Annotated in this window: 1 protein-coding gene; it reads right to left on the bottom strand. The window is 57.2% G+C overall.

What is annotated here, in order from left to right; all coding sequences use genetic code 11:
* Positions 1–105: 105 nt before the first annotated feature.
* Positions 106–15,594 (bottom strand): Ig-like domain-containing protein, encoded by a 15,489-nt coding sequence (locus tag HY774_06930; protein ID MBI4748206.1) that lies wholly within the window; start codon positions 15,592–15,594, stop codon positions 106–108.
* Positions 15,595–15,873 lie beyond the last annotated feature (279 nt).

The following is a 15,873-nucleotide window of genomic DNA, read 5'->3' as shown; positions in this document are numbered from 1 at the left end:
TGCAATTGAAGGGGTTTAAAGGATTTAAAGGACTTAAAGGACAAACCAAAAGCGACAATCCTGCATGTTTGATTTCATCCCTCATCCCTCATCCCTCATCCCTCACTACTCCCCGGTCCACGTACTTTCAATTTCCGCCGCCGTGCGGGCGGTATTCACAATTCGGAATTCGTCGAGCACGCCGGGAAATTCGGTTGGAGCATCTGCATTGTTGGTTTGAAAGACATCTATTCGCCCGGCGACAAACAATTGAGTCGTGGTTGACAGACTTCCAAATCCACCTGGAATGGTTGACGAAGCGCGTTCCGTTCCATCCAGGTAGAGCTTGACCGTCCCGTTTGACCGATTCACCACCAGCGCCACGTAATGCCACGTTCCATCGTCGGCCAGCGGGGTTTCGGCCTGGACTTCAACTGATGTCCCACTGGCGTTGAGGATTCGCCCGCGGAGTTTCCCGGATGGAAGCAATTGAATTCCAAATGGCATCTGATCGGTTGGGGAAAACGCTGACTCCCAGATGGCCGATCTTCCAGCCAGGGTGTACGTCCCATTCACCGTGAATGACTTAAACCAGCCTTCGACGGTAAAGCTGGATGATCCCATCGTCAGGCGTCCGAAATCGTTGGAGACCTGAATCCGGGCCAGTTCCCGGCCTCCGTTAAAGCGTCCAGTGGCAGGTCGGGAATTAAATGAGGCGGAGCCGTTGACCGGCGTTCCAGTGGCGGTACTGACAACCGTGCCGGAGCCGGTGAAGGTTTCGTTGAGATGCCACAGGAGCAGTGAACTGGCCGTTGCGTCCGCAAACGGCTGCTGATTGACCACCGTCACCGGAACCGTCGTCGTCTGGCTGTTGGCGGCGGTGATTGTCATCTGAACCGTTCCAAGGGTTGCACTTCCAGTCGCCGTGACATTGAGTTCCAGCCGGGCGGCGGTTGATTGGGTCACCGTGGCGGAAAGTTCCGAATCAGCAAAACTGACGGTTGCTCCTTCCAAACCAAACCCTCGCACTGAAAGCGCGGTCGTTGCCCCACGATGGACATAGGCTGGCAGCACCTTGTTGACTGAAAGCGTGGTGGCTGGCGGTGGATCATCCGACCCAATGTAATCCTGGGCAATCCGGGCAGCGCTCCGCACCCCGGAGGAAATCCGAATGCCATCCAGAATGCCTGGAAATTCCTGTGGTTCACCAAACGGGAGTGACCCACGATAGAACCCGGCAAAGACGGGATACCCTGCCAGGCGCAGGCTGCCAAACCCGTCAGGCATCGCCGTTTCTGATCGCAGTTCGCCATCAATATACAGCCGCAACTGGTTTGCCTGCCGATCCACCACCATCGTGACGTGATGCCACTGGTTGTCCGTGATCCGACCATCAGCCAGCGTGGTTTCCGATTGCCAGACAACACCAGCCTGATCAACAACTTCACCCGCCAGTTTCCCAAGACTGGTCACCCGAAGGTTCAATTCAGTGTTGAAGGTGGCCGAAAATTCCCGTCCCTTGCCAACCAGCGTGTAATCAGTTGCCAGCGGACCGGTCTTGACCCAGGTGTCCAGGGTAAAGCTGGTGGTACCAAATTCGAGTTCGCGGGCATTGGCCACAGCCGTGATTCTGGCCAGTGACCGACCTGACCCAAACCGACCTGACTCCGCCACCGAAGCCGTGGCCGTCGTTCCCGGCAATCCCAGTGGTCCGCCATCAAACAGGGTCACCTGACCGGTGCCGGGTTCATCAAGCTGCCACAGCAACAACGTTTCAGGTTCCACCGCCGGAGCCGCCGGCTCAATAACCGCGATGTCAAAAACCGTGTCGGCAAACCCGGCTTTTGACAGCACCAGTTGGGCTGGTCCCAGTGTGGTGGCCGGAGGCACCGTGATTTCGACCTGTGCCTGTCGGTATCCAACTGAAGTGACTGAAGTTGTCGCACCAAAAGCTTGGCCGGCGCGCCTGACTTCGGCAGTCAACCCGGTCAGGTCATAGCCTTCCACGGTGAGTTGGGTTATGGCATTTCCGCCACTTTGGGTTCGTTGTAAATCAGGCACTCCAAATGATGTCAGCCGGTATGGGCTCGTGCCTTGAAAATCACTTTGCACCCGTGACAGCGGATGAGCGGTGGAGGAAATCCTGACTTCGTCTATCGCTCCAACAAAGGGGCCGATCTGGAGGAAGACCGTTTCACCAGTCACCTGAGACCCGCCAAGTGGGCGGATCACCAGCGAATTTTCAGGTTCAACCGGCCCAAACCCAGATGGAATCGGGGTAAAGGCGCGTTCAGCTCCGTCCACCACCAGACTGAGACGACTGGCTTGACGATCCATCACCAGCACTACCTGATGCCATTGATCATCAGCGACCTGATAGGTGGTTGGGAACAATGTTGCCACCATCGCTTTCTGGCTCTGGTCAGTCACTACGGCCCGCAAACTGCCTGTTGGCAGCAATTCCACGCCATAGGCCAGACTGAAATTTGAACCTCCGAAGTAGCCCGATGGCGTTCCAACCCCAGCCAGCAGTGCCGGAGTGGAAACCGATGGGGTTTTGACCCAGAAATCGAGTGTGAAACTCGATGATCCAGGCGCCAGGATCGGATTTGAATCGGCTGAGATATCAGCTTTTGACCGACCACCTGCAAACCGTCCGGAAACGGCTTCGGATGACGCGCTGGTTTGGGCCCGAATTCCATTTGGCGAAATGTCTTCCACCTGGAGATACCCATTTGTTGGTTCATCCAGCCGCCAGAGGAGCACGGTATCCGACTCAACCGCTGGACGAATCCGGGTCACATCCACCAGCCGCAAATTGCGAGTGACCGAACCGGCTGGTGATGAAATCACCACGTCAGCCATTCCAATGGCGGTTCCATTCGCCGGTGTGATTTTGAACTGGATTTCGGTGGCGGTGGTGGTGAGCACCTCGACTGGAAGTGGATTCCCGACACCATCAGTTGCGGTAACACCGGCATTTTCCAAATTGGCACCCGTGGCCCGAATGACGGTTTCTTCGCCAATCGTGAGGAAATCAGGTGAAAGTGACGTGATACTCAACTGGGTGCCACCGGACGGCGGGTCTGTTCCCAGCCAGGTGTTGGAAATCTCCTGTGCGGTGCGGGCAATGTCCGACACCCGGATTTCATCCAGCGTTCCAGGAAATTCCGGTGGACCACCGAACGTGACCGGCTCTGCCTGATCCCAGGTTCCAGCAAAGAACTCATTCGCTGTCGTCCGAAGGGTGCCGAATCCACCCGGCATTGCAACTGCAACCCGTTCCGTTCCATCCACATACAGCCGGAGTTGATTTCCAGAACGGTCAACTGTCACAGCCAGGAAATGCCAGATGTTGTCGGTTACATCCACGGTTGAAGCTGGCACCTCGGCCCGCCATTCCAGCCCGTTTTCATCAAAAAGCTGTGCCCGAATCAATCCGGACGGAAGCAACTGCAGGACGTACGCTGTTTGTGAGTCTTCCCCGGTGGTGGCTCCTTTTCCAAGCAAGGTATAAGTCTGGCCAACCGGATTGGTTTTGATCCAGGTTTCCAGGGTAAATCCAGAAGACACAACGTCGAGCTGATCGGCGACTCGAATGCTGGACGCCCCAGGTTTGGTCCGTCCAGTTCCAAAGCGTCCACCGACTGATCGGGAGTTTCCGCTTGAAAATCCATCAATGCCAATCAATCCGCTGTCATAGAGCCGGCGTTGTCCTTCTCCGGGTTCGTCCAGATGCCACAGAAGCACGGTGTCAGATTCGGCATCGGCAAACGGCTGCTGAGTAGCCACCAGCAGTGTCACGCTGGTCGTTCCAGCCGGAGTTGTCAGGGTAAACGTCACTGGACCACGCGGCACGGTGGCGCCAACTGAAATTTCGGCATCCAGTCGCGAAGCCGAAGTGGATTGAACCGTCACCGTGATTCCATTTTGACTGGTGGTCAGCGTGGCACTGGTCAGTCCAGCACCATTCAACCCGATCACGGTCGTACCGCCTCGGGTCAAAACCGGTTCCGTCACTGAAAAAACAACCGGAGAAACGACTGGCGGTGAATCCGGCCCAAAAACAACCGCCGCAATTTCAGCCGCTGAACGACCACCATCCGAAATCCGAATTTCATCGAGAATGCCAGGGAAGCTTTCGGGGCCCGTTGTTCCACTGGTGTCATCAGTGCTGGCACTTCCAGCCACCAGTGAAAAGAAATCAGGTGTCACCGGCTGACCCGGCATGCTCGTCGTGGCGCGCTCGACGCCATCCACAAACAACGTCAACCGGCCATTGGTAACATCCGTCACCAGCGCCAGGGAATGCCAGTTCCCATCGTCAATCTGACAGGCACTCCGGCGAAGTTCAAGTTGAACCGGGTTGGTCGTGGAGAGCTGGTGCGAAGCGATGAGTGTTCCGGTCGGCAGAAGCTGCAGTTTGGTTTGATTTGGCGAATCTCCCAGCCCCAACAACGTGTAACTTCTTGAAACTGGCGAAGTTTTGACCCAGCCTTCAATTGTGAAAGCACCTGACCCGAATGAAAATTCACCGTTGAACGCACCTGCCGAAATTCCCGCCAACCGTCTTCCACCAGCAAACCGTCCCGGAACAGCTCGCGAATCATAACTGGTGTACCCAGAAAGATTATATGGACCAGCATCCTGGAGCTGGAGATTGCCATTGTCGGTTTCGTCCAAATGCCAGAGCAGCCGGGTAGTGGCGTCAACTTCAAACGGACGATGCTCGACGATGAAGACCGGCACCAGGCTGTCAATTTGCCCGGCCTTGCTCAACACCAGATTGGCCGGTCCCAGGGTGGTATTTGGCGGAATGGACAGCGTGACCTGCGCCTGGTTGTAGGTGGCACTATCAACCGTGGCGGTTCCAATCGAGGTGCTATTTCGCACGATGTCGGCGGTGATGCCATCCAGATTGGTCCCAACCAGGGTTACCTGAGTGCTGGCCGTGGTCTGACCGGTCTTGTCGCGGTTGATTTCACGGGCGGAAATCGTCACGACCCGGAGTGGTGACGTTCCATCAAAGAGTTCCTGAATGCTTTCTGCCGAACGGGCCGTTGATGACACCCGAATGGCATCCAGCGTACCTGGAAACTCAGTTGGGCCGTCATCCAACGGGTCATACACCGAACTTGACACACCCGCCAAAAACTGGCCGGTTTGAAACAGTTGTCCAAACCCAACCGGTTTTGTCGCGGAGGCTCGCACCATACCATCTATATATAAGGAGAGCTGCCCGGTCGTCTGATTGACCGTCATCAGGACCTGATGCCACTGGTTGTCGGTGATGTGATAGACCGACGGCGACACCTGGGCTTTCCAAATCAAACCGACGGAATCGGTCAGTTCTGCCCGGACGGCACCCGACCGCAACACATTGAGCGCATAACCGCTTTGATACTGAGAACTTCCAGCCAGTACAAACCGGCGTCCAACTGGACCGGTTTTCACCCAGCATTCAACCGTGAAATCCGAAGCTGGAAACTGAACTGGCCCGGCGGAACCGGAAGTAATGTCCGCCATTGCCCGGCCCCCTTCAAACCGTCCGGGTTGGGCCGTGGACGCAAACCCACTTTGACCTGTGATGCCAAACGATCCGGCGTCAAGGATGTCAAGCTGTCCGTCGCCGGATTCATCCAGATTCCACAGGAGTGCAGTATCGGATTCAACCAGCGGGCGACTGCGGTTTGGATCAAGCACGAGGAGCGGAACTGTGGAGGTGCCTTGTCCGGAAGTAACTGTCACCTGAGCGGTTCCGAGCGGTGCGCCGGAATCAATTGTGAATTGGAATGTGGCTTCGGTGGCGGAGGTCAGGCTCGATGACACTTGAACGGCCGTTCCGGCTGGATCCAGCACCGTCACCGTGGCCCCAGCCAGGTTGTACCCGATCACCCGCACCGTTGCCAATTCACCCCGAACCACAAACCGGGGCGACACCGAAACCACCTGGAGGCCGAGGGTTCCGGCACTGCCCTGATACAATTGCTCAATCCGGCTGCCCGTGTGCGCGCTTGAAGAAACCCTGATTTCATCCAGAATACCCGGGAATTCACCGGGACTGGTTTCATTGCCGGTATCGTCGGTGGTGTCAGCCACTCCGGCATAGACTGGATAAGATTCAACCAGCCTCAGATTTCCGAATCCTGCCGGTTGATTGGCTGATCCAACCTCGACGCCATCCAGAGAGAGACGCACCATAGTTCCTGCCCGGTCAACCGTCAGCACTGCCTGATGCCACTGGTCATCCGTAGTGACAACTCCGGTGCTTTCCACCTGCCAGAGCGTGTCAGCCGAATCAAAAAGCTGCCCACGCACGCCACCATTGGCCAGAACCTGCAGCGTGTAGGCCGTCAGGCTATCGCTTCCCGACGGGTCTCCCTTGCCGAAAAGCGTGTATGGACGATCAATTGCCCCAACCTTAAACCAGGTTGCCAGGGTGAAACTGGTATTTTCCAGTGCCAGCGACTCGGTTTCACTGTCGCCCGTGATTGGGGCGGTCCGTCCGCTGCCAAAGCGGCCTTCCACCGAACTGGTAAAGGCCGTTGCCGTCAAGAGTCCAGTTGGCCCGGAATCAGCCAGGGTGACCTGCCCGTCTTGCGGTTCATCGAGATGCCAGAGCAGCCGCGTGTCGGCTTCAGTCACAAACGGGGTGCGCGGGTCGGCGGTGTAGGCAAATCCTGGATCGGCTAACCCTGTCCCCCGGTCATTGATGACCTGAAGCGGAGCATTTCCAGGCGAACTGGCTGGAATCACAATCACCACCTGATCGGGAGGGCCTTCAACCGCCGATTTGACAACCGCCGGACGGTTGCCGACCAGAACCACCGGCGGGGTTCCAGTTGAATTCAGAAGCCGTGAACCCTGCAACGTCACGCTGGTGCCGCCGTGCTGGGAACCAGTGGCGGGCGAAACGCTGCCGATGACCGGCTCGGTAACACTCAAGGCAAACGTGATGCTCCGGGTGGTGGTATTGCCCAGTCCGTCAACCAGTGTGGCCACCACGCGATACACCCCTGAAGCAAATGGCGAAGGCGGCTGGTAGCGAAGCTGGTTGAATTCAAAGGTCACTGGAACGGGTTGTGGTGTCTCGCTTTGCAACCCAATCGCCAGCGAAGACTGGCTTTCATTGAGGCTGCCTTCCTCGGTGTAGGCGATAATAAATTCCGGTTGCAGTGTGTTGTTGATTTCAATGCCGTCAAACGCTTCCAGGCCGTCAATCGTGAAGCTCGTGATGTTCGGCGGTGTATTGTCTATCGTAAAGGTGGCCGAGCGAATAGCACTCGTATTTCCAGCCCGGTCTTTGACCTGCACCGTGACCGTATGCGGCCCAACCGTCAGTGGGTCTGGTGGGGTGTAACTCAAGCCATTCCCAAAGATGTTGACCCCAGTTGTGATGGTCACTCCATCGAGCGTCAACACGACCTGATTGGTATCAATGCCTGACAGATTGTCAAAGAACGTAGCACTGATAAACGGTTGTAAGGTGAACTGGATCGTGCCGTCAATGCTCAGCGGGTTAACCACGGGTGGGGTCTGATCCAGCGTCGTAAACCGCGACGTGAACGTCGTGGTCTGGGTATTTCCCGTTCCATCCCGTTGTCCGGTGATTGTAACCACAAACCGGGTACTGTCAGCCAGATCCACTGTAGGTTGAGCGGTAATTGTTCGGCTATCGCCGCTCAGGCTGGCCGTCAATGAAAGAAATTGGGTTGGGGTGTCATCGGGCGCCAGTTTCACAATCTCGGTCAGGGTTTGCCCAGCAGCCAGGGCTTCGTCAAATGTCACGCTGATCGTCGGACGGAGCGCCACATTGACGGCATTATTGGATGGCGAAACCGTCACCACGGCTGGTGCCTGATTATCAATCGTGGTAAAGCTGGCTCTGAAAATCGCATCCAGCGGGCGATTGTCATCATCCTGGACGCCAGTGGTGACCTCGATGGTATACAGCGTCCCTGGATCAAGTTGGGAAACCGGCGACACCGAAACCGTCTGGCGGTCAGGAGACAGTGCGATGACGGTTGAAACTGGGGTGAATTGCTTGAGCAACCTGATGGTGCTGGAATTGACGGTGCTTTGTTTGAGCGGTTGGTTGAACTCAATGATGATGGATGGGGTTCGTGACACACCCGTCGCGCCATCCGCCGGAGTCACGGTCAGAACTTGCGGTCCAAGCAACACAATCGTGAAATTGATGGTCTGGGTCTGCTGGTTGCCGACACTGTCGGTGACCCGGAGTTCAACCGTGTAATTTCCTTCATTCAAAGCCAGGGTTGGGAAATAGGCAACACTGGATCCAGCTCCATTTCGCACCTGAGTCAGCGGGAAGCCTTGTTGTCCCAACCACATCTGGTAACTCACCGGCGAGTTGACATCAGTAAACGATGCTGAAATGGTTGGAAATTCGGTGGTGACCTGCATTCCCTCAACCGCCGGAGCCCCCCCAATGGTGAATAAAGTGATGGTTGGCGGCGTGGTATCAACCGTCAGAAACCGCGAATTTGCGGCCACGGTTTGCACATTTCCGGCCAGATCTCTGGCACCGCTGACCGTCGCTCGATAAAAGGTGCTTTCCGCAAGCAGACTGGCTGGGGTAAACGTCAGAATTTTGCCCGTTCCATCCAACACCACATTTCCAGGCAAAGCCTGTCCGGCATCGGTCGTGAACTGGAGCACGGCAGCCAGATCCTGAGCTGGATCAAGCGCTTCGTTGAACACTGCCTGGATCGTGGTATTGAATGCAATCTGGCGGCTGTTGTTCGCCGGGGTCAGGCTTTGCACCGTCGGTGGAACGTCATCACGGGTGGTAAACGATGACCGGAATTCGTTCTGAAGCGCCAGCCCGACCAGATCCGTCACGCCGGTCGTCACCACGACGGTGTATGTGGTCAAAACTTCAAGCGGCGAGGTTGGTGTGAGCGTGGCTGACAGACCATCACCAGCCAGGGCCACACTGGCTGACACATTCGTTGTGCCTTTCAAGAGCCGCAGGGTTGAACCATTGACCGTGCTGGCCAATGCCGGTTCTGAAAAAGCAATCGTGATGGGGCCTGTTCGCGGAGCATTGACGGTGCCATCGGTTGGAGTGACTGATTGCACCTGAATTGGCGTCACATCCAGGGTCAAGGTCCCAAGATCGAGCGTCTGGTTATTGGTCGCCAGCGATGCGGTCGGCACCACCGCCACCCCCTGCGTCAGGGCATCTTCCACCCTGATTGAGAATGAGCCCAGCGGAATGCCGTCCAACAAGAACGTACCCTGAAAACCTGTGTAGGCAATAAACACCACACCGGGATTGGCCCCACTCGTCATCCGGAGCGTGACTTTGGCATTGGCGGCGTTGGTCACGCCATCGGCCCGTTTCACCCGGCCCAGCACGCTTCCGGCATCGGCCAGTTGTAAATCAATCGGGAGGATACCGCCCGACGTCACGGTTCCCGTCGCCGTTCCAACCCGGATCACATTTGGCACTGACAACCGCAGGGAGAAACTTCCCGCTGGAACCTGTGGGAATTCATAACTTCCATCGGCCTGAACGGTCGCAATCACCACCACCTGTGGCCGATCACTGGTGCTGGTAAAGGTCACGGTTCCAGTGTTTAACGGACTGCCATCGTTCGCGGTCGCCTGTCCGCGAATTGTTCCAATCCCGTCAAGCATCACGTCAGTGGTCACGGTTGAACCTGCCGTGTCCAAAACAGCACTTCCCAGGCCACGATCAATTCCGGTTGGCGCTTCGGCCAGCACCGAAGCGGTTCCAAGTGGCAGCCAGTCGAGCCGATACACCCCGGTTTCATCCGCATTGGTTCCAAACTGTCGGTTATTGACGGTGATCGTGACTTCAGCCCCAGGAACGCGCTCCATTCCGCCCGCCCGATAGACGGTTCCGGTTAACGATGCACTTGGAGTCAACGCAATATCCGCCACGGTTTCGGGGAGCGGCTCCACCCCACCTGGAACCTGACCTGTGGTTGATCCAGCCAGTCCACCGGGACCATTCACCACCCGCACCTGAAATTGTCCGGCGGGAATTCCGGTCAACCGGAAGCGGCCATCGGTATCAGCCGTGGTTTGCAGATTGGAAAATCCGGCATTGCTGGTTGAACTCAGGCTGACCAGGGCCGAACCAACCGGTGTGCCGTTGGCGGTGACCTGCCCGGTGACGGTCCCAAGTGCAATCAACTCCACGTCAACGGTCACCACTTCACCTTGCTGGACAATCCGTCCCGTTGCTCTCCCGGTTCGGCCTGATCGGTTGTCAAAGACATCAAGGGTAAAGTTTCCGGCGGGAACGCCTTCAAACCGGAAGGTGCCAACTTCCCCTTCGGCATCCGACGTAATCACAAACCCAATCACCCGTCCGCCCAGCGCCAGTTTGACATCCGCCAGCCCCACAGGAGTCTGACCACCAGGCAAATAGACCCGGCCTTCAACCGTTCCCGCGTTTTGAAGCTGGACGACCGTCTCAACTGTCTGGGTCCGCACCACCGTTACCGAAGCCCGTCCGGACAGGCCGGTTCGCGAGGCCAGTAGCGTGTAGCTGCCTTCCGGCAGATTGTCGAACTGGACCATTCCGGAACTGTCCGGGATGGTTGTGAACCGGCTGGTATTGGGATAAGCCGTCCCGGTGAGCGTGACGGTTCCGGATGAAACCGGAATTCCAGCACCATCCACCACTGTCACCCGCAGACTTCCGGTTCCAAGCAGTCTCAGATCCGCTGCGGCATCCTGGTTGTACCGCATGGCGACCCGCGTCCGGTTGGAAAAGCCGGTGACTGGATCAAGTGCCGTGAGCACATAATTTCCATCGGTGAAGACTTCGGCAAATTCATAGTGGCCCGTCTCGTCAGTGCGGACCGTCGCATCGGCCAGCCCGCCACCGCCCAGCGTCACTTGAACTCCGGCACCCACCGGCGTCGTGCCATCTGGCTGAAAGATCGTTCCCTGGAGTTTTCCAGCCAGTTGATCAACCAGCGTAAATGTCAAATTGGCACTTTCACCAGGTCTTAAAAAACCATTTCGTGACACCTTGACTGGAAAAAAGACATTTGATGTTGAGGCGGAATATGGCCCTGGGTTGAGCTTGCCGGTTTGAAATTGTCCGGCGCTGTCAGTTTGTAAGGTAAATGACGGGGTCGCGTTTGGGTCAAAAAGACCAAAGGCCGGCCCCGGACGGCTATCAAAACCTGGGGCTTTGAGTTTGACCTGGGCAACGGTTCCGGTGACACCATCCGGTTGAAACACACGCCCCTGAATCTGGACTGGGCGGAACGTAACATCCCGCGTGAGGGTGGCACCCGGCGGCACCTCAACCTTCAGATTGACCGCCAGCCCTTCGTCGCGTTTGACATACCGGACGGTATGGACCACGGTGGTTGGGACATTCGTCATTGAATAAAATCCCTGGGCATTGGTCACCGTCGTCAACGGTTGAAAGTTCCCGTCTTCATCATAACTGCCGGGATTGATGCCGTCATAGGTAACCGTCACCCCACCCAGCGGGCTGGGCGTCCCATTTACCCCGGTCGCCTGATACACATACCCCTGGATCAGTCCCGGCGCCGGTTTTCGCCGCACGACCAGAGTGGCATTGGTCACCGTCGTACCCGGCTGAACCTGAACCGTGACTGAACCAGGGAAAAACTGACTGTTTCCAGGGCTGGTGAGTTGAAGCACTCCGGCTGTTATGCCTTGCAAGACATAGTTCCCCACCGTGTCCGTGACTTCAATTCGTCCAGCACCCAGTACCGTCACGCCTGGAACAGGGATATTTTGGTCATCCACCACCCGTCCGCTGATGGTGCCATACCCCGGCAGGGTCAACACCACGCCAGTGATGGTTGACTGCGACAGCGACAGCGTCACCGGCTGCTGAACCGCCAGCCCGGTTACATAATCCACCACTTCCAGATACACTTTTTGCAAGGGAAGTTTGGTAATCCGGAAATTCCCATCGGCATCCCCATAGGCAAATCCAAGTGGCGACCGGGGTTGGCCGGGACTGTTATACACGACCGCCAGTAATCCAGGAGCTGGGGTTCCATTTGGATTGACCACCCGCCCGCTGATGACACCGTTTAATGGCTGTAAATTGACGTTGACTATCGCCGGTGTGGTGGCGCTTTCAATGTACCCGCTGGCGATGCCGTTGGGCTGGGGCGGCGTACCGAACGCCACCGCCTGAACCGACACGCTTCCGACCGGGATGTCATCCGCAACATAGTTTCCCTGTGAATCCGCCTGAACAACTTTGGTACCGGCCACATCCAGCGCCGGAACAATTTTCAGGAAGGCGCTCGGCGATGGAACTCCAGCCGTCAAAACCCGCCCTTGAATTCTCCCCCGCGCCAAAAAGACAAAATCCAGCCCCAGTTTTTGTCCGTCGTACACAATCGGAGTTGACAGGCGTTTGGTGGAACTGGTCACCGGATGGGTCGCTTCAAAGGTTGAAGGAATCCCACAGGCGCTATTCCGAATGTAGTCAAAAGTATATCGCCCCTGGTCATCGGTGTACTGCACCGCAACCAGTACCATCCGTGATTCAAAACTCTCAGGGCCACAATCCACCGTTGAATAGAGCACTGGGGCATTGGCCACCGGGGTGCCATCGGCACTGAGCACCCGTCCGGTGGCATACCCTCCGGGTGGATTTCCCTGGGGTGAGACCCGCATTTGAATCGGAAGCGTTTGCGGAGACGGACTGACCTCAAACCCTGATGCATCCACCAGGTTTTGAACCGTCAACTCCCGCCGAAGGTATGGCCCAACCGGCGTATCCAGCGCCAGGAGCGCCAATCGGTCGCCGAAATTGATCTGGGCACTGGTCGCTTTGACCTGCCGGCCAACAAGCTGGACCGGGTCTGAACCAGCCAGTTCACCACCGCCGATGGTGTACCGACTCAACGCCACCGTCGCGGCTTTATTCATCGGTTTGGAGAACAACACCCCAATCACCCGACCAAAATCATCGCCTCCGGCCAGGACCTCCGACGTCACCTGAACCACCCCAACCACCCGTGGTGGCGGCTCATTGATTATGCTTGTGACGGCGGTACTGACTGTTTGATAGCTGCCATTGACCAGTTTTTCAAGCACCAGCGTCGTGCTCTGGAACGGCAGAAACCGAACCCGATAGCGGTCACCCGGTGTCACAGCAATATTTTCAAAACTGAACTGGCGATAGGCATTATTCCCGGTCGGAAGCGCCAGCCGCAGGTCTCCGGTTCCGGTTCGCCAGCCTGACAGTTCCAGGTTCCAGGCATCAGGGGTCGGATTGGAAACCAGCAGAAATTGCCCGCGACTGGTGGTTGGATTCCCAAGCCCATCATACTCCGCAAGCTGAAACGCGCTGCCCTGGGGGAAATCGCCAAACCGGTCGGTTTCAGCCGGTCCGAATCCGACCTGGTTGCCTGTGGCATCACTCAATCGAGCCCCGAACACCGGCGGACCTTCCGGCTGTGAAATCAGGGCCGAGATCAATGGCGACCTCGACGATTCTGTTTCAACCAGTGTTTGAAAAAAATCGGCGGGCGTGACGGGTTGTGAACTGGAATTCAGCGTGGCGCGAAACTGTGCCCCAAGCTGGTCGGCCCAGAGATACCCGGCGGGCGTATTCCGCACCGCATCAGCCAAACCAGGATCCGGAATCGTTTGTAACTCTCCAAGCCAGTCTCTGAGTGCCGTAAATAATGAAACCGGCGTTGGTTCGCCAAATTCAACCCGCAACCCGGCAACCCCTAATTCAACCGCCCGATCCACCACGACCTGACGCTCGATTGGAAGCACGCCTTCGGGCAGGATGTAGCGTGGGGTGGTGGCGACGCTCCACGCCTGGCCTAATACGGCCCGGGCGGCATCAACCACATTTTCGGGCAAGAACTTCACCTGTTCGGGCAAAATGAGTGAATCCGGCGACAACGGAACGTTGCGGTCTCCAACTCCGGTCGTGAGCGTCAGGCCGGCGGAAACATCGCTCCCGACTTTGACATAGGAGGCCGTGACCTGCCCGGTCGTATTGGCCCGCAACCGCCATGTCACCGTTCCCGAAGCCCCGCGCCCAATGGTGGTCGGAAAATCCCTGGATCCGGTGTCGTTTCCGATCAGTTCCGCTCCGGAAATGGAGTTTGCGGCAAGTTGGGCAATGGCGCCCTGGATGTCCCGACTGCCCGTGTTGAGCATCGTCATCGCCAGCGTGTATTCCTGGCCGGCCCGCACCACCGCCGGGTGGGTGAACGTCACCGCAAAGCTGGCATCCCGGACCAGAACCGCCCCCGTGACTTCCCCGGCCACGGTGACTTCCCCGATGGGAAGCCCATCAAGTTTGGCTTCCAGGTCAAAGGCAACCGTGTGGAGTCCTTCGCGAACACCTTCCAGCAAAAATGCCGCCTGCCCCGACTGGCTCGGGGCAAACGACAGTGTGTCATCCGCCGTACCGTAGATTTCGTCCGCGCCCAGCCCGTGGAGTTCAAGTTCCGTCACTTCGCCTCCGGTTTGGGTGACGACAATCCGGAGCGGATCATCCGCCGGATCAGTCGGCGTCCCATTATTTGGCAGGCGAACTTTGGCTTTCAGGTTGCGGAGCACCAGCGGACTCCCGTCGGGCGCCCCGTTGGCCACAATCACAATTGCTTCAAAAAACTGGTTCAAAAAACCAACCCGGCCCGGGAACACAATCAGTCCGGGGATTTGAGCGGGAAATTGACCATCCGGGCCCAGACCGTTTTTGAAATCAGGATCGGAATCGCCAGATGGCAGCGGCTTGAGCATCACCGGAAGCACATCCGGCACCGGCACCTGGAGGGTCTGGTTTTGAGGAATCTGGGGTGTTCCGATCAGTGGGCGGGGATCTGCAATCCGGGTATTGGGAAACGCCACCGGAATGCTGATGTCCTGGGCGGTTGAAGTGGTCGCCAGTGCGAGGGTGAAGTTGAAAAATTGATAATTGGTATCCGTGACCTGGATTCCGGCTTTGACAATTTCGTCATAGCTGAGTTCGCGGACTTTGACCTCGGAAACCAGGATTTGCTCAATCACGGTGATGCTGCACGCGTCGGGTGAAACCGGGGCCACGGCTGGCGCACCAGGGAGGCTGGTATCCACCACCCGCAGGTTTTGCACCCGGTGGTCACCGGTTTTGGACATCACGGGAATCAGCAGGGGTTCGCCGATGCGGGCCTCCAGGGGTCGCGGCATGGCAAAGGATGGACCGGACAGGTCACCCCGAATGCGATAATTCGGATTGAGTCCCGCCAGAATTTGCTGGGGGTTGCTCCCAACCGGTACCTGGAGGGTGGTGGTGACCGCCGTGGGGGTATTGACCGGGACGGACTGGGTGATTGGGCCGGAGGCAATGTTTAACCCAACCAGGTCAAACCGGGTGGTGGCAATCGCGGGGCCGACCCCAGTGCCATTTTGAGAAGGCTGGGTTTGCGGAAACAGCGTTTGAGCCGTCACTGCCCGTGGAGCATGTGAACGAGACATCTCACCTGAACCGGTGAATCCAATCGAAGACACCAGGCTTGACAGGATGGAAATTTGAATCAACGCACACAGTCCGATGAGGACGGACCGGCGATTCAGCAACACGGATCCCCTGGCAGTATTCACACACATATCCTTCCTCGTTGTGACCGTACCCCCAACCAGGTCAGGGCTATTGGATCAACAACGGGTTTGTGCTTCACCACGTACCGGGCCTGAACCTTACCTCCACCAATTGCAGTCAATCGGTTTGGTGGTGGAGGGCAAAATCAGGCAAATCAATGTGCAGGTTACTGTTTCTATGTCAAATGGTTACACTTGCAGGTCACCGTAAGCGCCGCAAGTGCCGGATGGTTGCATTTCAGTCAAGCGTGCTCACTGTCCGGTTGGTCGAAAACCTTGGGATCGCCA

Source organism: Acidobacteriota bacterium (genome assembly GCA_016208495.1).
Taxonomy (GTDB): Bacteria; Acidobacteriota; Blastocatellia; order Chloracidobacteriales; family Chloracidobacteriaceae; genus JACQXX01.
This window is presented reverse-complemented; position numbering and strand designations above follow the sequence as displayed.

What these genes read in the sequence shown, in the direction of transcription:
- HY774_06930 (MBI4748206.1), bottom strand. Translation starts at nt 15,594, where the DNA reads ATGTGTGTGAATACTGCCAGGGGATCCGTGTTGCTGAATCGCCGGTCC.